Origin of the sequence: Microbacterium sp. PM5 (genome assembly GCF_003293595.1) — a bacterium.
GTDB lineage: Bacteria > Actinomycetota > Actinomycetes > Actinomycetales > Microbacteriaceae > Microbacterium.
Genome location: NZ_CP022162.1, coordinates 64819 through 86343, shown reverse-complemented (window position 1 = coordinate 86343; position 21525 = coordinate 64819). Strand labels below are relative to the sequence as shown.

Below are 21525 nucleotides of genomic sequence, written 5' to 3'. Positions count from 1 at the left end.
CGCGGCCGCTCACGCGCAGGCGGGGCACGCCGTTGCACGGCCGCGCTCCGAGCCTGCGTGCGTGTGAGCGCCGATCACCTCACCGGCGCACACCGTCCACGCGGTGCGCGTGAACCCGATCTCCTCGGGCGCGCCGGCGAACGGATCGCGATCGGCCACCGCGAGATCGGCGGCAGCGCCCGCGCGGATCCGTCCGACCGTGCCGTCGCCGATCAGCTCGTGCGAGCCGCTCGTGTATGCGGCCAGCGCCGCGCTCAGCGACAGCTCCTCCCCGGAACCGAGCGGCTCGGCATCCGCGACGCCGACTTCGCGACGGGTGACGGCGACGCCGATCGCCGTCCACGGATCGGGGGTCGAGACCGGCCAGTCCGAGCCCATCGCCAGGGCGGCACCCGCGCGACGGAGGGAGCCGAACGGAAACTGCCATGCCGCGCGCACGGGCCCGAGCAGCGGTTCGGTGACCGTGCGCATCACCTCGTTGCGGCAGGCCCAGAAGGCCTGTGCGTTCACCGTGGTTCCGGTCGCGGCGAATCGGGGCACATCCCGCGGATTGACGACCTGCAGATGCGCGATGTGGTTGCGCACACCGGTCGGGGCGGCACCGGCGGCGAACGCGTCGAGCGCCTGGGTGACGGCGGTATCGCCGATCGCGTGCACGTGCACGGCGAGACCGGCCGCGTTCAGCGCGGCGACGACACGGTGCACGAGCTCATCGGAGAAGTAGCGCAGACCAGCCGACCCGTCGGGATAGCCGTCCGCGAGCGCGGCGGTCTTCGATTCGATGATCCCGTCCAGCATGAGCTTGGCGGTGCGCGTGGGAAAGCCCGTGGCGTGCGCGGCGTCGGCGCGCTCCCGGACGCCGGCGACGAAGGCATCGACGCCGTCCACGGTGAGGTCGCGAGGCACCCAGATCGCGCCGGTGGGCCGACCGCGCAGTCCTGCGGCGAGCGCGAGATGGTACGCGTCGGTGAAGTCGGGGATGCTGCCGAACGACGCCAGAGCGGCCTCCTGCCAGGCGGTGACACCGAGGGAGATCAGGTGATCGGCCCCCGCGCGGATGCCGGGTGCCAGCGCGGCGGCACTCGGCTCGGGCGCCACGCGTCCGACGAGGTCGACGGCGCCCTCGCGCAGCGTCCCCTGCGGTTCGCCGTCCGCACGGCGGACGATACGCCCGTCCGGCGGGTCGGGGGTCGTGCGATCGATGCCGGCGAGGGCCAGTGCGCGCGAGTTCGCCCAACCGCCGTGCCTGTCGCTGTCGAGGAGGAGTACGGGCCGGTCGGGAACGATCGCATCGAGCGCCTCCCGCGAGGGCGTACCGCCCGCGAACCACTCCGCGCGCCAGCCGCCACCGCGCACCCATGCCTGCGGGTCGTCCAGCGAGTCGGCGTGGGTGCGCACCCGCTCCAGACATCCCGCCTCGCTTCCGGCGTCATCGAGGCTGCAGTCCAGCGCCTCGAGGGCCACGAGGCCCAGATGCACGTGGGCGTCGGCGAACGAGGGCGCGATCACGCCGCCCGCGGCATCCAGCTCGTCGGCGCCCGGGGCGGCCGCGCGGGCATCGGCGAGCGATCCCACCGCGACGATGATCCCGTCGCGCACCGCGACGGCCGTCGCCGGGATCAGTCGCTCCCCGTCGAACACCGGTCCGCCGGTGACGATCAGCGCCGTCATGACCCGGCTCGCAGGACCGGACGGAAGAAGCGGTTCGCCGGCGGTGCCCACACCGCCACGAGCACCGCGGCGTAGACGACGACCTGGGCGACGGACCAGCCGTCCCAGTCGTGGTCGACGACGAGGCTCCACAGCTGCAGGCCGACGAGGGCGACCGCGAGCACGCTGATGAACAGGCGCGACAGTCCGCTGCCGCGGCCCAGCCCGGCGGCGGCGGCCACCGACAGCAGCCCGAACAGGATGATGCCGGCGCCGATCAGCGACACGCTCATCACCAGCGAGCCGGGGACGTCGTAGCGGGTGAGCAGGAACAGGATCCCGAACATGGCGTTCGCCAGGCCGCCGACGTAGACGAGCGCCACGGCGATGGTCACCGGCACCGGCCGCGACACCTCTCGGGTGTGCGAGATGGCGTGCGGCGCGGCATCCTGCAGCGCTCGGGCGACGTAACGGCGCTGCACCGCCCGCACGATCTCGATCAGCACGATGGCGCCGATGCAGCCGGCCGTCACGACTAGTGCCGTCGTCTGGCCGGGGTCGACGAGCATGAAGAACTGGCGCGAGAGGGCCACCGAGAAGATCACGACCAGAGCGATGAACATGCCTCCCACGACCGCGCCCTTGAAGCGGTTGAGCGGCCGGCTCAGCACCGCGAGGATCCAGATGCCCACGACGGCCAGGATAATCGTCGCCCCCGTCCGCACCTCGTCGACCGGCGTCTCGGCACCCCGCACGATGAGGGTGTAGAGGGTGAGGGTGACCGCCACGATCACGCCCGCCGGAACGGCGAAGCTCAGCGAACGTCGCAGGAACCCCGGAATGTAACGCTGCGCGTTGGGCATGAGCGCGAGGAAGAACGCCGGGATGCCGATGGTCAGCCCGTCGGTGATCGAGAGCTGGCGGGGCAGGAAGGGGAACTCCAGCACGAGCACGCCGAACAGGAGCGCCAGCAGCGTCGCGTACGTCGTCTTGGTGAGGAACAGCATCGAGACGCGCTCGATGTTGGCGATGACCTGCCGCCCCTCGGCGACGACGTCGGGCAGGTGTGAGAACCGCCCGTCGAGCAGCACGAGCCGCGCGACCGCCTTCGTCGCCGCCGCGCCCGAGTTCATGGCGATGCCGATGTCGGCGGTCTTGATCGCGAGCGCATCGTTGACACCGTCGCCCGTCATCGCGACGGTGTGCCCGCGGGACTGGAGAGCGAGCACCATGCGCTTCTTCTGATCCGGCGTGACGCGACCGAAGACGGTGTGCTCCTCCAGCACCGCAGCGAGCGCCGCATCGTCGTCCGGGAGCGCGCGGGCGTCGTAGCCCTCCTCGGCATCCACGCCCACCTCGCGCGCGATGGCGGCCACGGTGCGCGGGTTGTCGCCGGAGATGATGCGGATGCCGACGCCCTGCGCGCGGAAGTACTCGAGCGTCTGCGCGGCGTCGGTGCGCACCTTCTCGCGGAAGGTCAGCACCGCGACGGCCACGAGCTCGTCGGGCAGGCTCTCCGCCTCGACATCGGCCGTCGTCAGCGGTCGCGGCGAGAAGGCGAGCACGAGGGTGCGGCGGCCGGTCGAGGCGCGCTCGACCACGGCCGCTCCGAGCGGGTCGGCGACGTCGGTCGCGGCGGCGCCGAACACCATCTCGGGCGCTCCGAGCACCCACGTTCCCGCCGGATCGCCGTCGTCGTCGAACGCCACCGCGCTCCACTTCCGCGCCGACGAGAACGCGATGCTCGCCCGCGCGGTGCGCGGCCGGTCCTCCGCCTCGGAAGCGAACGGCTCCCGGAGCGTGCGCGCCGTCGCGTTCGCGTCCGGAGCGCTGCCGTACCAACCGAGCGTCCGCCGCCAGCCGGCGACCTCGTCGAGCAGGTGGGCGTCGTCGTAGGCGATCTCGCCCTCGGTCAGCGTGCCGGTCTTGTCGAGGCAGATCACGTCGACCCGGGCGAGACCCTCCACGGCGGGCAGCTCGTTGACGAGCACCTGACGCGCCGCCAGGCGCGCGGCTCCCACCGCGAAGGTGATCGAGGTCATCAGCACCAGCCCGAGCGGGATCATCGCCGTCAGCGATGCGATCGTATTGACGACGGCCTGCACCCAGCTGCCGCTCTCCCACGCGGCGCGCCATCCGCCGGCGACCTGCATCTGAGCGTTCAGCACCAGCAGACCGATCGGGCCGATCGCCCAGCCGACCCAGCTCAGCACACGGTTGATCGAGTCGCGCAGCTCGGAGCCCACGAGGGAGAACCGCTTCGCCTCATCGGCGAACGCATTCGCGTAGGCGTCGGCGCCCACACGGACGACCTGCGCATCGCCCTCGCCCCCGACCACGATCGACCCCGACAGCGCCTCGTCTCCAGGGTGCTTGTCGACGGCGTCCGACTCGCCCGTCAGCATCGACTCGTCGATCTGCAGACCTCGCGAGCGCACGATGCGCGCATCGGCCGGCACCTGGTCACCGGCGCGCAGCACGAGGATGTCGGCGAGCACGACGGCCGATTGCGCGACCTCCTGCTCCACGGCGTCGCGTCGCACACGCGCCTGCGCGGCGTTCAGCAGCGCGAGCTTGTCGAGGGCGGCTTTGGCCCGGAACTCCTGCACCGAACCGATGACCGCGTTGGCGACGGCGGCGAAGCCGAAGAGGGCGTCCTGCCAGCGTCCGAGCGCGAAGAGGATGCCGAAGCACGCGAAGACGATGCCGTTGAACAGCGTGAACACGTTGGCGCGGATGATGCTCAACGCACTGCGACTGGTCTCGGCGCGGTAGGCGTTGGACCGACCATCGGCCGTCCGAACATCGACCTCCGCGGCGCGCAGTCCGACCGCGGGATCGACCTCCTCGATCGGTGCGGGCGCCGTGGCGCCGGGGCTGCTCATGGCTTCACACTAAAGGAGCGGCGCGGCTCGCGTGCTCGCGAATCCCGCGCCGCTCCCGAAGGGCCCCGCCGAAAATCAGCCCTTCGTCGCCCCCGCCAGAAGTCCCCGCACGAAGAAGCGCTGCAGGGCGAAGAAGACGACCAGCGGCACGATGATCGAGATGAACGTGCCCGCGGCCTGCAGGAACCACTGATCACCCCACGTCCCCGACAGCGAGTTGAGCGACTGGGTGATCGGAAGCGATGACGACGGAGCGAAGATCGTGGCCACCAGCAGGTCGTTCCACACCCAGATGAATTCGAGGACGGCGAACGACGCGAGCGCCGGCGCCGCCAACGGCAGGATCATCCGGAAGAAGATCTGGCCGTGGCCGGCGCCGTCCACCCGCGCCGCCTCGATCACCTCGCTGGGGATCTCCGCGATGAAGTTGTGCAGCAGGAACACCGCCAGCGGCAGCGCGAAGATCGTGTGCGCGATCCACACCGTCGCGAAACTGTGCTCGAGTCCGCGCAGATCCAGCGCCGGGAAGACGGTGACGTCGCCGATCGTCATCCCTCGGGAGAACAGGCTCAGCAGGGGCACCAACGCCATCTGCAGCGGCACGATCTGCAGGGCGAACACCGCGATGAACGCGAGGTTGCGCCCCTTGAAGTCGATCCAGGCGAAGGCGTAGGCGAGCAGCGAGGCCACCGCCAGCGCGAAGAACACGACCGGGATCGTGATCGCGAGCGAGTTGAGGAACGACTGGCCCAGAGTCAGCGCGGTGCCTCCCGAGGTCAGCGCCTTCTGGTAGTTCTCCAGCGTGAACGACGGGTCGGTGAACACCGTCCACCAACCGGTGCTCTGCACGTCCGAGCCGGGGCGCAGCGAGGTGACGAACAGGCCGAAGGTCGGGATGGTCCAGAAGATCGCGATGACCAGCGCCGCGATCGTCGCCCCCTTGGAGGTCAGGCGCTTACGCGCCATGGCCTCGTGCTTGCGCGTGTCGCGGGAGACCTGTCGAGCCGAGCGGGTGTCGGTGACGGGCTCGATGATGTCGACTCCGGTGCTCATCGGATCTCCCTCTGCTTGCGGATCTGGATGATGTTGAACACGATCAGCGGCGTCACGAAGATGAACAGCACGACGGCCAGCGCCGCCGCGTGCCCGTAGCTCTGGAAGCGCTGCTGCTGGTTGACCATCTCGAAGGCGAGCACGGAGGTGTTCGCGCGACCGCCGGTCATGACGGCGACGATGTCGTAGATCTTCAGCGACGCGATGGCGACGGTGGTCACCACGACGACGATCGACGAGCGGATGCCGGGGACGGTCACGTTCCTGAACCGCTCCCACGCGTTCGCGCCGTCCAGCTCCGCGGCCTCGACCTGCTCCGGCGGAACCGCCTTGATCGCGGCGGAGAGGATGACCATCGCAAGTCCCGTCTGGCTCCAGATGAAGACGACCATCAGCAGCAGGCTGTTCACGAGCGGCGTGACGCTGAGCCAGGCGACGGGGTCGCCCCCGAACGCCGTGATGATGGCGTTGAGCAGACCCAGCTGGTCGCCCTGACGGTAGTCGTACATGAACTTCCAGATGATGCCCGCGCCGACGAACGAGATCGCGAAGGGCATGAAGATCAGCACTTTCAAGAACCGCTCGCCCGCGGCGCGATCGATGAACACGGCGTAGGCGAGACCCACGATGGTGGCGATCGTCGGGCAGATGAGCACCCAGATGACGGTGTTGATGACCGACCAGGTGCCCTCGGGCTGCGTGAAGACCCACACGTAGTTGTCGAAGCCCACGAACTCGGCACCCGTCTTGTCGAAGAACGACTGCACGAACGTCGCGAAGAACGGGTAGATGAGACCGATCAGCAGCAGCACCGCAGCCGGGGCGGCGAAGAGCACGAGCTGGAAAAGATAGCCGGCGCCCTTGCGTGCGCGGTAGTCGAGTACGAACAGCGCGGCACCGGAGACGAGCGCGATGCCGAGCACGTAGATGAAGGCGTTCGCGTACGGGCGCAGCAGCAGCAGGGCCAGGACCGGGATCGCGAAGCAGGCGACGAGGCGGATCCAGAAGTAGACCCGCCCGGGACGGGGCGCGTACTCGATCAGCAGGAGCAGCACACCGACCACGGCGGCGAAGGCGACGAGGATGATGGGGATCTGCACGATCGGGCCCATCACGCCGAGCCACTGGAAGAACGCGGTGAGCGAGACTCCGGGGATGACGATCTTCGCCGGGTCCTCCACGGGAGTGCTCAGCAGGAGCAGCACCACCAGAGCCAGCAGGATGACGAGCGCACCGGTGGCGATACCGGCGGTGACGCGGGGTGAGAAGGCGCGGCGCGGACCGGGATCAGGCGCCAGCCTGTCCGTCTTGTCTCGCGCGGGCGCGGTGGTGGGTGCGGACATCGATGAGCCTCCGTGTGCTTCGGTGGACGCGGAATGGGAGCGAGACGGGGCGCGGGCGCCACGGGCGGGATGCCGAGGCTACGGCATCCCGCCCGCGGTGTCACGCGGCTGGTGTGACTAGTTGTTGTAGCCGGCCTGGATGTCGCTGAGGACCGTGGCCTGGTCCTTGCCGTCGATCCAGTCGACCATGCCCTTCCAGAACGAGCCGGAGCCGACCGTGGCGGGCATGAGGTCCGAGGCGTCGAAGCGGACCGTGGTGTTCGGGTCCTGCAGCAGCTTCATCGCCTCGGTCAGGAACTCGCTCGAGGCCTTGCTCGGGTCCGCCTTGAGGTTGGCCGAGATCGCGCCGCCCTCGCTGACTCGCGCGTTGGCGAAGTCGGCGCTCGACATGAACTCGAGCACCTTCTGCGTCGCCTCGTTGTCCGAGAAGCCCGCGACGAACTCGCCGCCGACCTCGATCGTGGCCGCGCCCTCCTTGTAGCCCGGGAGCACGAAGGCGTAGACATCGCCGTCGGGTGCGACCTTGGGAGCCTGACCCGACGCCGTCTTCACCGTGAGGAAGTTGGCCGTCAGGAACGACGCCTGGTGGGTCATCGGGCACGAACCGTCGGCGACCTTCGCCGCGACGTCACCGAATGCCGTGCTGTTGATGCTCTTGACATCGCCGAAGCCGGCGTTGACGTACGACGGGTTCAGCAGGATGTCGCCCACCGCGGTGAAGGCGTCGGCGATCGGCTTGTCGGTGAACTTCACCGAGCCGTCGACCCACTGGTCGTAGACGTCGGGGCCGGACTGGCGCAGGACGAGGTCCTCGATCCAGTCGGTGCCCGGCCAGCCGGAGGCGCCGCCCGACTCGAAGCCGGCGCACCAGGGCGCGGCCCCCGTCTTCTCCTGGATCGTCTTGGTCAGCGTGAGCAGCTCGTCCCACGTCTTCGGAACCTCGACGCCCCATTCCTTGAACTTCGCCGGGGAGTACCAGACGTAGCCCTTGATGTTGGCGAGCATCGGCGCGGAGTAGAACGTGCCGTCGATCGTGCCGTACTTCTTCCAGTCCGGCGACCAGTTGGCGTTGACGTTGTCCTCCACCGCCTGCGTCGCCTTCTTGACGTCGCCCGTGCCGACCAGGGTCTTCAGCAGACCCGGCTGCGGCACGATCGCGATGTCGGGCGCGTCGCCACCGGTGACCTTGGTGACGATGTTCGCCTCGAAGCTCTTGTCACCGGTGTACTGCACGGTGATCCCGCTCGTCTTGCTCCAGTCGTCGAAGACCTTCTGGAGGGCGTCGGCCTCGGAGCCGGTGATACCGCCGGAGATGCGAACCGTCCCCCCGGCCGCCCCCGTCCCGCTGGCGCTGCCGCCGCTGCTGCCGCCCTCGGCGCAGCCCGCGAGTGCGAACGCCGCCACGCCCATGACAGCCAGAGGCGCAATCCAGCGCCGCCGTGACATCCCCATGTGATTCCTCCTCATTGAGTGCTCGGATGATTCCTGGTGCACACGGCTCCGTTCCGGAACCGATTCCAGGCCAAGCTATTGGACCCGCTCCCACGACACAACCCGACGATTGTCACAACCCGATAACAACCACTACCACGCGGCATCCCGCGACACGAAGATGAGAGCAACCGGTTCCATACTGAGCCGTGAGAAAGTCAGCGAACAGCGCTCGAGGAGGAGCACCGATGGCCGGCATCGCCGAAGTCGCCGCCCACGCCGGCGTATCGAAAGCGACGGCCAGCCGCGCTCTCAGCGGCGCCGGGTACGTGTCGGAAGCGACCAAGTCGCGCGTCCAGGCCGCCGCCGCAGAACTGGGATACGTGCCGTCGGCGGGTGCGGTGGGCCTTGCGACCGGGCGCACCCAGAACATCGGTGTCGTCATGCCGTACGTCAACCGGTGGTTCTTCGCGGAGGTGCTCGAAGGCATCCAGCAGGCGCTGCTGGAACGAGGTCTCGATCTCACGCTCTACGACGCAAAGCCGGGCACCGAGGGCCGTGCCCGCATCTTCGACGATTTCCTCGCACGCAAGAGATTCGACGGCTTGATCGCCGTCGGTCTGGAACCGGTCGATCACGAGTTGGAGCGGCTGACCCGCATCGACCGCCCCATCGTCAGCGTCGTCGGCTCCAGCGAGCTGACGAGCGTCGTCGCGGTCGACGACGACTACGCGGCGCGGCGGGCGACCGAGCACCTGATCGCCCTCGGCCACCGCGACATCGCGTTCGTCGGCGGTGCACCGCAGAGCCACTGGGCCCACGTCGACCAGGAGCGGCTGTCGGGCTACCAGCACGCGATGACCGAAGCCGGGCTGGCGAGCTTCATCCGTCACGCACACTCCGAAGTGACCCTGCCCGGCGGCTACGCCGCCGCGGCGGATCTGCTGAGCGATACGCGCAGACGTCCGACCGCCATCGTCGGGGTGTGCGACGAAGTGGCGATCGGCGCCATCATCGCCGCACGCCGCCTCGGCATCCAGGTGCCGTCCGCGCTCAGCGTCGCGGGCATCGACGATCACGAGTTCGCCGAGATGTTCTCCCTGACCACTCTGCAGCAGGTCCCCCGGGAGCAGGGGCGGGCTGCGGTGAGCGTCTTGCTCGCCGAGATCGCGGAGCCCGGCCGCGCCCGCACCGAGCTGCGCATTCCGGCGCGCCTGATCGTCCGCAGCTCCACCGCAGGCATCGCTCCGGTCGAGAGCGGCGTCTGAACGCAGAGAACGCGGAAGGCCCCCGGGCGAACCCGGGGGCCTTCACTGCAGTTCTTCGAGAAGAGCTGATTACTTCAGGGTCACCGTCGCGCCGGCTTCCTCGAGGGCAGCCTTCGCCTTCTCGGCGGTCTCCTTGTTCGCGCCCTCGAGCACGGCCTTGGGGGCACCGTCGACGACGGCCTTGGCCTCGCCGAGGCCCAGCGAGGTGAGCTCGCGGACCGTCTTGATGACCTGGATCTTCTTGTCGCCAGCAGCCTCGAGGATGACGTCGAAGGAGTCCTTCTCCTCGACCTCTTCCGCGCCGCCCGCGCCACCCGCAGCGCCGGCAACGGCGACGGGGGCAGCAGCGGTGACGTCGAACTTCTCCTCGAACGCCTTCACGAACTCGCTGAGCTCGACGAGGGTCAGGCCGGCAAACTGCTCGAGCAGCTCCTCAGTGGTGAGCTTCGCCATGATGTATCTCCTAGATAGGTGGGGTGTGGGGAAAGAGCTCGCCGGTCGCTTACGCGGCCTCGGCGGTCTCCAGCTTTTCGCGAAGCGCGTCGATGGTGGCCGCAGCCTTGCCCATCGTCGCCTTCATCATGCCCGCCGCCTTCGCCAGCAGAACCTCACGGCTCTCCAGGGAGGCGTACTTGTTGATCTCGTCGGCACTCAGGGCGTTGCCCTCGAAGATGCCGCCCTTGATCACCAGAAGCGGGTTGGCCTTGGCGAAGTCACGCAGAGCCTTGGCGGTGGCGACGAAGTCACCGTGCACGAACGCGACGGCCGAGGGACCCTTGAGGTCCTCGTCCAGCGCCGTGATCCCCGCGTTGTTCGCGGCGATCTTGGTCAGCGTGTTCTTCACCACGGCGTAGCTCGCGTCCTGACGGATGCTGTTGCGCAGCTGCTTGAGCTGGGCGACCGTCAGACCGCGGTACTCGGTCAGCAGTACGGCAGTCGAGTCCTCGAAGTTCTTCGTGAGCTCGGCGACCGATGCATCCTTCTGCGCCATGGTCACTCCTTGATGTGAACGTGACACTCCGCGGTGGCGGAGCATCAGCCGTGATCGCGGCTCTCGCGAGCGACGCCCGCAACACAAAAAAGCTCCGGCGCAAGCGCACGGAGCTGAGAATCGGTTTCCCGGAGACTGTCTGTGACACCTGCGCGGGCCCCTGCGATGCAGAGCTTCGTCGGCATCCACCGAAGCGGACGACGAGACCAGCGGTCTTTGGCTCCATCCAGCATACGTGAGCCGCCCACACGCACCAAATCGCCGGTCGCACGGGTGTCGCGTGCGCCGCCGTCGACGGTCGGGGTTAGCCTCGATGACATGACTCCGGAAGCTTTTGCGCGCCTGGCGCCGGAGCTGGCGGAGCGGATCGTCGCCGACTCCCGCGACCGCGTCGGCTGGATGCGGGCACGCTCGCGCGGCATCACCGCCACGGACGTCGCACAGCTGACGAGCCCCGCCGCCATCGCCCGCGCTGCCGATGCCAAGCTCGGAGCAGGCCGCGGCTTCTCCGGCAACGCCTACACCGACCACGGGCGCCGCCGCGAACCGGAGATCGCGGCGTGGGTCGCGGCGACCCACGGCATCCACCCGTCGTCCGCGCTCTTCCACGCCGTCGTGGAGAAGCGCCATCTCGCCACCCCCGACGGCATCACCGTCGACGCGGACGGGCGCGTGATCCTCGCCGAGATCAAGACCACCAACAAGACGTGGAAGTCGATCCCGCGCACGTACCTTCGACAGGTCTGGTGGCAGCAGCACGTGCTGGGCGCGGAGCGCACCCTCGTCGTCTGGGAGGAGCACGACGGATTCGTGCCCGTCGGCGACGAGCCCCGGTGCGCCTGGGTCGATCGCGACGAGCGCGAGATCGGCAACCTCGTGCGCTTGGCGACCGAGCTGATCGACGAGCTCTACCGCCGCACGATGCGGCGCCGGACGGGCGTGGAGACGGCGATGGATGCCGCCGCATCCCGCCCGCGCGAGCCGTACCGCGCTCTGGCTCTGAGCGACTGATCCGGGCGACATCCCCTACGTGGGAATAGTTGACGTAGGTCAACGTTGACAATATAGTTGACCAAGCTCAACCGTTGACTAACGTCAACCACTTCGCCGCTCTCGGCGTCACCTCCGCAACGCAGCACCTTTAGGAAATCCCTCTATGTCAGAAACGCTCGCCGCCGGCACCGCGCCGCGCATGAACCATCGACAGGTCCTCGAAGCCCTGTCGGGGCTGCTGCTGGGCATGTTCGTGTCCATGCTCGCCTCCACGGTCGTCTCCAGCTCCCTGCCCGTCATCATCCACGACCTCGACGGCAACCAGGCCGCCTTCACGTGGGTCGTCACCGCGACCCTGCTCACGACCGCGATCTCCACCCCCGTCTGGGGCAAGCTCGCCGACCTGACGAATCGCAAGGTGCTCTACCAGCTCGCGATCGTGATCTTCGTCCTCGCGACGGCCGCGGCCGGATTCTCGCAGTCGCCGGAGATGCTGATCGCCTTCCGCGCCGTGCAGGGAATCGGCGCCGGCGGCCTCGCGGCCCTCAGCCAGGTGCTCATGGCCGACATCATCAGCCCCCGCGAGCGCGGTCGGTACATGGGCCTGTTCGGCGCGGTCATGGCGCTCGCGACGATCGGCGGCCCGCTGCTGGGCGGTGTCATCACCGACGCGTGGGGCTGGCGCTGGAACTTCTTCGTGTCGCTTCCCGTCGCCGTCGTGGCGCTGATCCTGGTGCAGGCGACTCTGCACGTGCCCGCACGACCCCGTAAGAAGACGACCATCGACTACCTCGGGATCGTGCTGCTGTCGGCGGCCGTCTCGCTGCTGCTGATCTGGGTCACCAACGCCGGCACGACCACGACCGGCGACTGGTGGGATCTCGGCAACAACGACTGGTGGAGCCTGACCACCGTGCTGATGGTCGGCGGAGCGATCCTCGCGGCCCTGCTGTTCGTGATCGTCGAACTGCGCTCGCGCGAGCCGCTCGTCCCGCTGACGCTGTTCCGCAACCGCACCTTCACCCTGTCGGTCATCGCCTCGATCGCCACCGGCATCGCGATGTTCGGCGCATCGGTCTTCCTCAGCCAGTACATGCAGCTGGCCCGCGGCGCGACGCCCACCGAGGCGGGCCTCATGACCATCCCGATGATCGCCGGCCTGCTGGTCGCCTCCGTCGGCGTGGGAACCCTCGTCACCCGCTACGGCAGGTGGAAGCCCTACCTCATCGTCGGAGCGGTGCTGCTGATCGGCGGGTCGGCGCTGCTGTCGACCATCCACTACGACACGAACTTCGCTCTCGTGTCGGTGTACATGTTCCTGCTGGGCGCCGGCGTCGGCATGACGATGCAGAACCTCGTTCTCGTCGTGCAGAACACCACCCGGCCGGAGGAGATCGGCGTGGCGAGCTCGGGAGTCACCTTCTTCCGCAGCCTCGGCGGCACGATCGGCGTCTCGGTGATGGGCGCCGCTCTCGCGGCACGCGTCGTGGATCTGGTCGCACAGCGCAAGGAGGACATCACCGCCGCGATCATGGGGCTCGGCGACCAGGCCTCGTACTGGGCGCAGCAGCTGCAGACCGGCTCGCTGCCCAAGGTGTCGGCCATGCCCGATACGCTTCGAGTCGTGTTCGAGGACATCTACGCCAACGGCATCTCGCACTCCTTCCTGATCGCGGTGCCCTTCGCGGTGGTCTCGCTCATCGCGATCGTGTTCCTGCCCAACAAGCCGCTCACGACGATGACCACCGTCGAGCGCATGCAGGCCAGCGAGGCCGACCTCGCCACGGTCTCGGTTCCCGAGGCGATGGAGACGCTCACCGCCACCGGCGCCGTGCGCACCGTGCCTGCCGGAACCCGAAACGATGGCTGAGACGACCGAAGACTCCGGTTCCCGCACCGCCGCGGTGCGGGAACTGGAGTCCGAGTTCGGTGAGCTGATCACCCGCTTCCAGCGAGTGATCAGCGAGATCGCGAACCGGGTGAGCCCCGGCCTTCTCCCCGGCGCCTACAAGGTGTTCACGACGATCGCGCGCCGCGACGGCGTGACGCTGTCGTCCCTGTCCGATCTGCTGATGATGGACAAGGGCCAGCTGAGCCGGACCATCCGCGAACTCGAGTCGCTCGGCCTCATCTCCCGTTCCCCCGACCCGGCCGATGGCCGCTCGAGCCTCCTCGCCCCGACGCCGGAGGGTCTTGCCCGTCTCGAGGCGGCCCGCGCACCCCAGCAGGGACTGCTGCTCGACGCGATCGTGGACTGGCCGCTGGACGACATCAACGCCCTCACCCGGCTGCTGCGGGCGCTCGGCGACAGCGTGACCCGGCGCTGACGGCGATGCCGCTCGGCGCCGAGGAGATGAGCCGAGGAGATTAGTCGCCCGGTAGCACTCGCGTAACACGGTCGAGACATCTCCGGGGTTGACTGTCTTCACGGGGGCACCGCGCCGCCGCGGCAGCACGTGCAGCCAACGCCGACACGCACGGGAAGGAGCGACCAGATGGTCTCTCACCGTCTCACCAGATTCCGGCCGCTGCGATCGGCATCCACGAAGGATGCCGCCGGACAGGCCTCCGTTCCCGAGCCCCCGGCGCAGATGCGCGCGATCGTCTTCGACGAGCCCGGCGCGGCCGGCGTGCTGCGCGAAGACACCGTCCCGGTGCCGACACCGGTGCTGAGCGAACTGCTGGTGCGCGTGATCGCGGCCGGCGTGAACCCGATCGACGCCAAGACCCGCTCCGGCGCCGGCGTGTACGGCGCCCTCTCCGATCAGCCCCACAGTCTCGGCTTCGATTTCAGTGGCGTCGTCGTGTCGACCCCGTACGAGTCGCACCCGCTGCCTCCCGGAACGGAGGTGTTCGGCATGACGGCCTTCCCGCGCTCACCCGGCTCGTACGCCGACTACGCCGTCGTTCCCACCCTCGCCGTCGCCCGCAAACCCGCCGCCCTCTCTCACGTCGAGGCGGCCGCCGTTCCCTTGGCGGCTCTGACGGCATGGGGGCTGGTGGTCGAGACCGCGCACGCCCACGAGGGGCAACGGGTGCTCATCCACGCCGGTGGCGGCGGGGTGGGCCACTTCGCCGTGCAGCTGGCCTCGTACTTCGGCGCGCAGGTGATCGCGACCGGATCGGCCACCAATCTGCCCTGGCTGCGCGAGCTCGGCGCCTCGGTCGTCATCGACTACGCCTCGACCCGCTTCGAAGACGTCGTCGGAACGGTCGACGTGGTGATCGACCTCATCGGCAACGTCCACGATGACACCGGAACCCGATCGCTGTCGGTCCTGCGTCCCGGCGGGCTGTACATCCTCGTGCCGACCGGCGCGTGGCCCGGCTACGCGGATGCCGCGGAGGCGGCCGGTGTGCGGGCCACGTCGTACAAGGTCGTACCCGACGGCAGCGTGCTCGCGACCCTGGCCCGACTACTCGATTCGGGGGCGATCCGGGTCTTCGTGGATCGCGTCTACGACCTCGCCGAGGCCGAGGCCGCCCATCGCGAGATCGAGCGCGGCCACACGAGGGGAAAGATCGTGCTCTCCGTCAGCGATTGCTGATCCGACCGGAGGGATCCGCCGGGGCGAGAACCCGACGACCCTCCGCGACGAGCTCCTCCGCCACGGCATCCAACATCTCGGAGCGCAGATTCCACTGCTGCCAGTACAGCGGCACGCGAACCGGCTCACCCTCCAGCGCGACGAGCGTGCCGTCATCCAGCGCCTGCTGCGACTGCAGCCGCGGCAGCAGCGCCCATCCGAGACCCAGCTGCACCGCCGTGGCGAAGTCGTGCGAGGCCGGCACGCGATGCCGCGGTGGCGCCGCCGGATCGATGCCGCGTGCGCGCAGCCACCTCGTCTGCAGGTCATCGCGTCGATCGAAGTCGATGAGCGGCGCGTCGCGCAGGCGCGCGGCAGCATCGGGTGCCCCCGTGTCGAGCCACCGATCGCGGAAGGCGGGAGTGGCGACGGCTTCGTAGACCAGCTCGCCGAGGGGAACGACGCGGCATCCGGCGACGGGGTGTGCACGCGAGGTCACCGCGCCCGTCACCGTCCCGGACTCGAGGAGCGCCGCGGTGAAGTCCTGATCGTCGCGGTGCAGGTCGAAGACGACCGGATGCCGCTCGGCGAGCCGGGCCAGCGGTGGCAGGAACCACGTGGAAAGCGAGTCGGCGTTGACGGCGAGCGGCATCCGAACCGGCTCGGCGTCGTGGCCCAGCGCCCGCGCCGCATCGGCTTCCAGCAGCGCGAGCTGACGCGCGTACCGCACGACGGGGTGCGCGGCCTCGGTCGCCTGCACCGGCTTGGTGCGCACGAGCAGGACGCGTCCGAGGATCTCCTCCAGCGCTTTGATGCGCTGGCTGATCGCAGACGGGGTCACGTGCAGGCGGCGGGCGGCGCCGTCGAGAGTGCCCTCGTCGAGCACCGTGACGAGCGTGTGGGCGAGCTCGGCCGGAATCCGGATCATCAGCTCAGCTTATGGTGCTTCAGAATCATGAACTGGGCTTGCGCCGTGTGCCGGTCTACGCTCGCGTGCGTGCTCCCCTCTGCGCTGGCCGGCCTCGGCCTCGGCCTGTCTCTCATCGTCGCCATCGGCGCGCAGAACCTGTTCGTGCTGCGGCAGGGGATCCGCCGCCAGCACGTCACCGCGGTGGTGGTCGTCTGTACGGTCTCCGATGCACTGCTGATCGTGCTGGGCGTCTCCGGCGTCGGTGCGCTCCTGCAGACGCTGCCGGGCCTCATCGACGCCGTTCGCTGGGCCGGTGCGCTCTTCCTCGCGGGCTACGCCCTCCTGGCAGCGCGTCGAGCTCTGCGCGCATCACCGACCGGCCTGACGGGCGAGAGCCCGCCATCCGAGGTCTCCCGCCGCGCGGCGGTCGTGCTGACCTGCCTGGCCCTCACCTGGCTCAACCCGCACGTCTATCTCGATACGGTGTTCCTCCTCGGCACGGTCGCCAACACCCACGGGTCGATGCGGTGGGCCTTCGCCGCCGGTGCCGTCACGGCCTCGGTCGCCTGGTTCAGCGCGCTCGGCTTCGGTGCGCACCACCTGGGCCGACGCCTGTCGACACCGCGCGCCTGGCGGGTGCTGGACGGTACGATCGCGATCGTCATGCTGGGACTGGCGATCGGGCTCGTCCTGCCCCGGTGAACACGGCTAGCGCGCGCCGACCGTCCGAAACCCGGCATTGCCCATGGACGAGTCCGGGGTGTTCGAGGAGCGGGCCGCGTTGCGATAGCGGTTGCAGTACGACGCGTGGCAGAGGTAGCTCCCCCCGCGCAGCACCCGCGCGCTCCCCTGCTCCGGGCCGCGCGGATCCTCCCGCGGCGAACGACGGTACGTGTCGGCGGAGAACCAGTCCGCACACCACTCCCAGACGTTGCCCACGGGCTGCCAGAGGCCATACCCGTTCCGGGTGAAGGAACGAACCGGCGCGGTCGCGACCCATCCGTCTTCTGCCGTGTTGACGTTCGGGAAATCGCCCTGCCAGATGTTCGCACGCCACCCACCGTCGTCGACGGCGGCGTCGCCCCACGGATAGGTCGCACCCTCGAGGCCGCCCCGCGCGGCATACTCCCACTCCGCCTCGGTGGGCAGGCGCCGTCCCGCCCACGCACAGTAGGCCTGGGCGTCGTTCCAGCTCACGTGGACCACGGGGTGGTCGTCGAGGCCGTCGACCGAGGAAAGCCGACCCCCGGGGTGCGACCAGTCCGCGCCGCGGACGGCACGCCACCACGGAGTGCCGCCCAGGGGTGCCGACACCTCGTCGTCCGCTGCGGCGACGAGCAGGTGGAACACCGCGGACGAGCCGAACACCTCGGCCTCGGTGCGATACCCCGTCTCCTCGACGAAGCGCGCGAACGCCGCGACGGTGACCGTCGTGGCATCGATCTCGAACGCGGCCAGCTCGACCGCATGTCGCGGCACCTCGCCGTCGAGCGGGTTGCGATCTCCCGAGGCATCCCCCATGACGAAGGTTCCGGCGGGCACGGACACCTGCGCGATCGAATGAGACCCCCTCGTCGGGGCCGCGCGGACGGGCAGCAGAGGCCGTGACGGCACCGCACCGCGGGCCGGCGCCGCGCATCCGCAGCCGCAGCCGGAAGAGGGGTCGTCGTCGGTCGGCACCCCTCGACGCTACCCTCTGAGGCTCGGCGCGGGCAGGATGGACCGATGACACGGGTTCATCTGATCGCCTCGGGCGGCGTGCAGGGCGTCGGCTTCCGCTTCACTCTGCAGGCGGTGGCGACCCGGGCGGGCGCGACGGGATGGGTGCGCAACCGCGCCGACGGCACCGTCGAGGCCGAAGTCGAAGGCCCGCCCGAGGCGGTCGCCGCCGTCGTGGAGTGGGCACGGACGGGACCGCGCGGCGGGTGGGTCGATCAGCTGCGCGTCACGGAGCTGCCCGAGGAGGGGTCGAACGTCTTCGAGATCCGCCGCGACGGGTGATCGCACGACGACGATGGGGCCCCACCCGAAGGTGGAGCCCCATCGTGACGTCGATCCGAGGATCAGACGAGGGAGTTGACGTCCAGCGGGATGCCGGGACCGAAGGTGGTCGACACGGCGCCCTTCTGGATGTAGCGGCCCTTCGAGCTCGAGGGCTTCAGACGCACGATCTCCTCGACCGCCGCGGTGAAGTTCTCCTCCAGCTGCTCGGCCGTGAACGAGGCCTTGCCGACGACGAAGTGCACGTTGGCGTGCTTGTCGACGCGGAACTCGATCTTGCCGCCCTTGATCTCCTCCACGGCCTTGGCCGGGTTGGGGGTCACGGTGCCGGTCTTGGGGTTCGGCATCAGGCCGCGGGGACCGAGGACCTTACCGAGTCGACCGACCTGGCCCATGAGCTCGGGCGTGGAGACGGCCGCGTCGAACGCGGTCCAGCCGCCGGCGACCTTCTCGATGAGCTCGGCGCCGCCGACCTCGTCCGCGCCCGCGGCGATGGCGGCCTCGGCGGCCGGGCCCGTCGCGAACACGATGACGCGGGCGGTCTTGCCCGTGCCGTGCGGGAGGATGACCGTGCCACGGACCATCTGGTCCGCCTTGCGCGGGTCGACCGCGAGCTTGAGGGCGACCTCGACGGTCGAGTCGAACTTCTTCGACCCCGTCTCCTTCGCGAGCTTCACGGCCTCGGTGGACGTGTAGAACTTGTCGCGGTCGATCTTCGCCGCGGCTGCTTCGTAAACCTTGGACTTAGCCATTGTGCGTTCCCCCTCAGTCCTCGACCGTGATGCCCATGGAGCGGGCGGTGCCGGCGATGATCAGCGAGGCGGCCTCGATGTCGTTCGCGTTCAGGTCGGGCATCTTCGTCTCGGCGATCTGACGGACCTGGTCCTTGGTGAGCTTCGCGACCTTGACGGTGTGAGGGGTCTTGGAGCCCTTCTGCACGCCGGCGGCCTTCTTGATGAGCTCCGCGGCGGGCGGGGTCTTCAGGATGAACGTGAAGCTGCGGTCCTCGTAGACGGTGATCTCCACGGGGATGACGTTGCCGCGCTGCGACTCCGTCGCGGCGTTGTACGCCTTGCAGAACTCCATGATGTTGACGCCATGCTGACCGAGCGCGGGGCCGATCGGCGGCGCCGGGTTGGCGGCACCGGCGTTGATCTGAAGCTTGATCAGGCCGGTCACCTTCTTCTTCGGTGCCATTCTCTTTCCTTCTGTCGAGCGCACGTCGGCCGGAGCCTCGGGGCGCGCTTCCACACGATCGGCGGACCCGAAAGGTGGTGGGGATGTCGCGCGACGCGCGCGCAACCTGATGATTCTACCGGATGCCGCGGCATCCGGTAGGGATCACTGCTTGGTGACCTGGTCGAACGACAGCTCGACCGGCGTCTCACGCTCGAAGAGGGAGACGAGCACGGTGAGCTTGCCGCTCTCCGGCTTGATCTCGCTGATCGATCCGGGCAGGCCCGCGAACGAGCCTTCCTTGATCGTGATGGTCTCGCCGATCTCGAAGTCGACCTCGGTGATGACGCTGCGCGCGGGAGCCGACGCCCCCTTGCCGGCGGCGCCCTTGACGGGGGCCGTCTCGGTGACCTGCACGAGCGACTTCAGCATGTTGAAGGCTTCTTCGAACCGCAGCGGCGTCGGGTTGTGCGCGTTGCCGACGAAGCCGGTGACGCCGGGCGTGTGACGCACGACCGACCAGGTGTCTTCGTTCAGCTCCATCCGCACGAGGACGTAGCCCGGGATGCGCACCCGGTTGACCATCTTGCGCTGGCCGTTCTTGATCTCGACGACGTCCTCCATCGGGACCTCGACCTGATAGATGTCCTCTTCGACCTCGAGCGAGTTCTTACGCTGCTCGATGTTCGCCTTCACCTTGCGCTCGAAGCCCGCGTAGGAGTGGATCACGTACCACTTGCCGGGCAGCGAACGCAGTTCGGCGCGGAAGGCCTCGTAGGGGTCGTCGGGGGTCGCGTCCTCCGCGGCGTCGACGACGTCGCCGACCGCAGAGACCTCGGCGACGAACTCCTCGTCCAGCGCGGGCGCGTCCGGCTCGCCATTCACGTCGGGGCCGTCGTACGGCGCGATCTCCTCGGCAGCCTGGGCGGCGGCCTCGGCTTCTTCCTCGGCGAGCGCGTCGGTGAGCACCTCAGCGGCAGCCTCGGCCTCGGCCGCCTCGTCGATCTCGAGTGCGTCGTTCACGATGGCGTCTGCCTCCGGGTCGTCGATGTCGATGTCTTCGTCTTCGCCCTCGACGTCGTCTTCATCGTCGACGACGTGTACGGCGAGGTGCTCTGCAGGCTCCGAGGAGCGCTCCTCGGCGGCGAGGATGTTGCCTTCCTGCGCCTCGTCGTCCTCACTGGACTGCTCGGCGGCGGTGGCCCAGTCGACGTCGTCGGTGTACTTCTCAGACACGTATGTCCTCTTCCCTCGGGGGTCGTGCGGTGACAGCTCAGGCGTCGGCTGGATCAGCTCGGTGTGCCGAAGACGACCTGCACCACCCAGGTGAAGAGCAAGTCGAGGCTGTAGACGACGGCCATCATCACGACCACGAAGCCGAGGACCACACCGGTGAACTTCAGGAGCTCCTGACGCGTCGGGGTGACGACCTTGCGGAGTTCGCCGAAGACCTGGCGGATGAAGAGCGCGATCCGCTGGAAGAAGTTCAGCTTCTTCTCACGGGGCGTGCCGCCTGCTGCGACGACCTCGCCGTGCGCCTCTTCCTGGACCATGTACCCACCCATGTGACGTGCTCGGACGTGCTCGGACTTGCTTCCCACGCCGGCGTGAACCGGCGCGACCTGCGGTGTCAGCTGATCGCTGACGCGCAGGGCGGACAGGAATCGAACCTGCAACCTGCGGTTTTGGAGACCGCTGCTCTGCCAATTGAGCTACCGCCCTAGAGATCGTGAGATCCCGGGGTGAAGACCGCTTCCCTGCCCGAACGTCACGCGAAGCGCGGGCACGGCGAAAGAATGCAGACTTCAACTGCACTGTCCAGTGTACGTCATGCCATCTGGACGCGCGAACCGTCAGTACTGCTGCACCCCGTAGCGGTCGGGTTCGGGCCCCCTGCGAAAGTCTCGGCCCGACACGGATGCCGCGCGCACCCGGACATAGTTGTACTTCACGGTGGGGATCCAGGGCCGAAGACCCAGCTCGTCCGCGGCGCGGACCTCGTCGGCGGTCGTGAGCCGCTGCGCGTGCCCGCGGATCACGACGCTCCACGCGTCGGTGTCGCTGTACTCGTCGACCTCGAACAGGACGTCGTCGTTGATCGTCAGCTCGGTCAACTTGCTGCCCTCCGCCGTGCGGAACACCACACTGTCGCCGTCGACGATGTAGTTCACGGGGAAGATGTCCAGCACGGCGCCGACATGGGTCACCAGGCGTCCGAGTTCCTGTTCCGCAAGCCGCTGCCAGCACTGCCGGTCATCGAGGAAGCTGACCGCATCCGAGGTGTCCATGGCCACATC

Annotated in this window: 21 protein-coding genes and 1 tRNA gene; 7 read left to right on the top strand and 15 right to left on the bottom strand. The window is 68.9% G+C overall.

Annotation, left to right across the window (positions count from 1 at the left end; translation table 11 throughout):
• Positions 1–9 precede the first annotated feature (9 nt).
• The 5 genes from CEP17_RS00405 to CEP17_RS00385 all read right to left on the bottom strand — a co-directional run bounded on the left by CEP17_RS00405 (position 10) and on the right by CEP17_RS00385 (position 8383).
• Positions 10–1671: an amidohydrolase gene (locus tag CEP17_RS00405; protein WP_112932820.1), complete on the bottom strand. Its 1662-nt coding sequence runs from the start codon at positions 1669–1671 to the stop codon at positions 10–12.
• Positions 1668–4535 (bottom strand): HAD-IC family P-type ATPase, encoded by a 2868-nt coding sequence (locus CEP17_RS00400; protein WP_112930844.1) that lies wholly within the window; start codon positions 4533–4535, stop codon positions 1668–1670. Before CEP17_RS00400 ends, CEP17_RS00405 begins: the two co-directional genes overlap by 4 nt.
• A 75-nt stretch (positions 4536–4610) precedes the next feature.
• A complete protein-coding gene (locus tag CEP17_RS00395) occupies positions 4611–5588 on the bottom strand; it encodes a carbohydrate ABC transporter permease (protein ID WP_112930843.1) in 978 nt (325 codons plus the stop codon).
• Positions 5585–6931: a sugar ABC transporter permease gene (locus tag CEP17_RS00390; protein ID WP_112930842.1), complete on the bottom strand. Its 1347-nt coding sequence runs from the start codon at positions 6929–6931 to the stop codon at positions 5585–5587. The genes CEP17_RS00395 and CEP17_RS00390 overlap by 4 nt, the downstream gene beginning before the upstream one ends.
• A gap of 117 nt (positions 6932–7048) precedes the next feature.
• Entirely contained in the window at positions 7049–8383 is a 1335-nt protein-coding gene (locus tag CEP17_RS00385; protein ID WP_112930841.1) for an extracellular solute-binding protein, read from the bottom strand.
• A gap of 227 nt (positions 8384–8610) precedes the next feature.
• On the opposite strand from CEP17_RS00385, the gene CEP17_RS00380 reads away from it, so the two are divergent.
• Positions 8611–9630 (top strand): LacI family DNA-binding transcriptional regulator, encoded by a 1020-nt coding sequence (locus tag CEP17_RS00380; RefSeq protein WP_112930840.1) that lies wholly within the window; start codon positions 8611–8613, stop codon positions 9628–9630.
• 69 nt (positions 9631–9699) lie between these two features.
• On the opposite strand, the gene rplL is transcribed toward CEP17_RS00380, so the two are convergent.
• Both rplL and rplJ read right to left on the bottom strand, forming a co-directional pair.
• A complete protein-coding gene (rplL, locus tag CEP17_RS00375; RefSeq protein ID WP_005051460.1) occupies positions 9700–10083 on the bottom strand; it encodes a 50S ribosomal protein L7/L12 in 384 nt (127 codons plus the stop codon).
• 49 nt (positions 10084–10132) lie between these two features.
• Positions 10133–10621: a 50S ribosomal protein L10 gene (gene rplJ, locus CEP17_RS00370; protein ID WP_005051470.1), complete on the bottom strand. Its 489-nt coding sequence runs from the start codon at positions 10619–10621 to the stop codon at positions 10133–10135.
• 318 nt (positions 10622–10939) lie between these two features.
• Between rplJ and CEP17_RS00365 the strand changes: the two genes are divergently transcribed.
• From CEP17_RS00365 to CEP17_RS00350, 4 genes are all read left to right on the top strand, one after another.
• Positions 10940–11632 carry a YqaJ viral recombinase family protein gene (locus tag CEP17_RS00365; protein WP_112930839.1) on the top strand — a complete coding sequence of 231 codons (693 nt, stop codon included), beginning with the start codon at positions 10940–10942 and terminating at the stop codon, positions 11630–11632.
• A 145-nt stretch (positions 11633–11777) separates the two neighbouring features.
• Positions 11778–13484 carry an MDR family MFS transporter gene (locus CEP17_RS00360; RefSeq protein ID WP_112930838.1) on the top strand — a complete coding sequence of 569 codons (1707 nt, stop codon included), beginning with the start codon at positions 11778–11780 and terminating at the stop codon, positions 13482–13484.
• Positions 13477–13941 carry a MarR family transcriptional regulator gene (locus CEP17_RS00355; RefSeq protein ID WP_036316898.1) on the top strand — a complete coding sequence of 155 codons (465 nt, stop codon included), beginning with the start codon at positions 13477–13479 and terminating at the stop codon, positions 13939–13941. The genes CEP17_RS00360 and CEP17_RS00355 overlap by 8 nt, the downstream gene beginning before the upstream one ends.
• Before the next feature lie 168 nt (positions 13942–14109).
• Positions 14110–15162 (top strand): NADP-dependent oxidoreductase, encoded by a 1053-nt coding sequence (locus CEP17_RS00350; RefSeq protein ID WP_112930837.1) that lies wholly within the window; start codon positions 14110–14112, stop codon positions 15160–15162.
• Here CEP17_RS00350 and CEP17_RS00345 read toward each other — a convergent pair.
• The gene (locus tag CEP17_RS00345; protein WP_112930836.1) at positions 15149–16069 is read right to left on the bottom strand and encodes a LysR family transcriptional regulator ArgP; all 921 of its coding nucleotides are present in this window, start codon (positions 16067–16069) and stop codon (positions 15149–15151) included. The genes CEP17_RS00350 and CEP17_RS00345 overlap by 14 nt on opposite strands.
• A 27-nt stretch (positions 16070–16096) precedes the next feature.
• Here CEP17_RS00345 and CEP17_RS00340 point away from each other — a divergent pair, with 27 nt between their 5' ends.
• Positions 16097–16753 carry a LysE/ArgO family amino acid transporter gene (locus CEP17_RS00340; protein ID WP_112930835.1) on the top strand — a complete coding sequence of 219 codons (657 nt, stop codon included), beginning with the start codon at positions 16097–16099 and terminating at the stop codon, positions 16751–16753.
• A gap of 6 nt (positions 16754–16759) precedes the next feature.
• Here the strand turns inward: CEP17_RS00340 and CEP17_RS00335 are convergent, their stop codons facing one another.
• Entirely contained in the window at positions 16760–17593 is an 834-nt protein-coding gene (locus CEP17_RS00335; protein ID WP_343234087.1) for a formylglycine-generating enzyme family protein, read from the bottom strand.
• A gap of 183 nt (positions 17594–17776) precedes the next feature.
• Here CEP17_RS00335 and CEP17_RS00330 point away from each other — a divergent pair, with 183 nt between their 5' ends.
• Positions 17777–18052, top strand: coding sequence for an acylphosphatase (locus CEP17_RS00330; protein ID WP_036316881.1), 276 nt, complete (start codon positions 17777–17779; stop codon positions 18050–18052).
• Between the two features lie 62 nt (positions 18053–18114).
• Here the strand turns inward: CEP17_RS00330 and rplA are convergent, their stop codons facing one another.
• The 6 genes from rplA to CEP17_RS00300 all read right to left on the bottom strand — a co-directional run bounded on the left by rplA (position 18115) and on the right by CEP17_RS00300 (position 21516).
• Entirely contained in the window at positions 18115–18804 is a 690-nt protein-coding gene (gene rplA / locus CEP17_RS00325) for a 50S ribosomal protein L1 (RefSeq protein WP_005050012.1), read from the bottom strand.
• A 13-nt stretch (positions 18805–18817) separates the two neighbouring features.
• A complete protein-coding gene (gene rplK, locus CEP17_RS00320; protein WP_005050009.1) occupies positions 18818–19249 on the bottom strand; it encodes a 50S ribosomal protein L11 in 432 nt (143 codons plus the stop codon).
• Positions 19250–19393: 144 nt separating this feature from the next.
• On the bottom strand, positions 19394–20464 hold the full coding sequence (gene nusG, locus CEP17_RS00315) for a transcription termination/antitermination protein NusG (RefSeq protein WP_112930833.1): 1071 nt from the start codon (positions 20462–20464) through the stop codon (positions 19394–19396).
• 53 nt (positions 20465–20517) lie between these two features.
• The gene (gene secE, locus CEP17_RS00310) at positions 20518–20781 is read right to left on the bottom strand and encodes a preprotein translocase subunit SecE (protein WP_036316892.1); all 264 of its coding nucleotides are present in this window, start codon (positions 20779–20781) and stop codon (positions 20518–20520) included.
• A gap of 96 nt (positions 20782–20877) precedes the next feature.
• Positions 20878–20950, bottom strand: a tRNA-Trp gene (locus CEP17_RS00305).
• Positions 20951–21081: 131 nt separating this feature from the next.
• On the bottom strand, positions 21082–21516 hold the full coding sequence (locus CEP17_RS00300) for a pyridoxamine 5'-phosphate oxidase family protein (protein WP_039411433.1): 435 nt from the start codon (positions 21514–21516) through the stop codon (positions 21082–21084).
• Between the last annotated feature and the right edge of the window lie 9 nt (positions 21517–21525).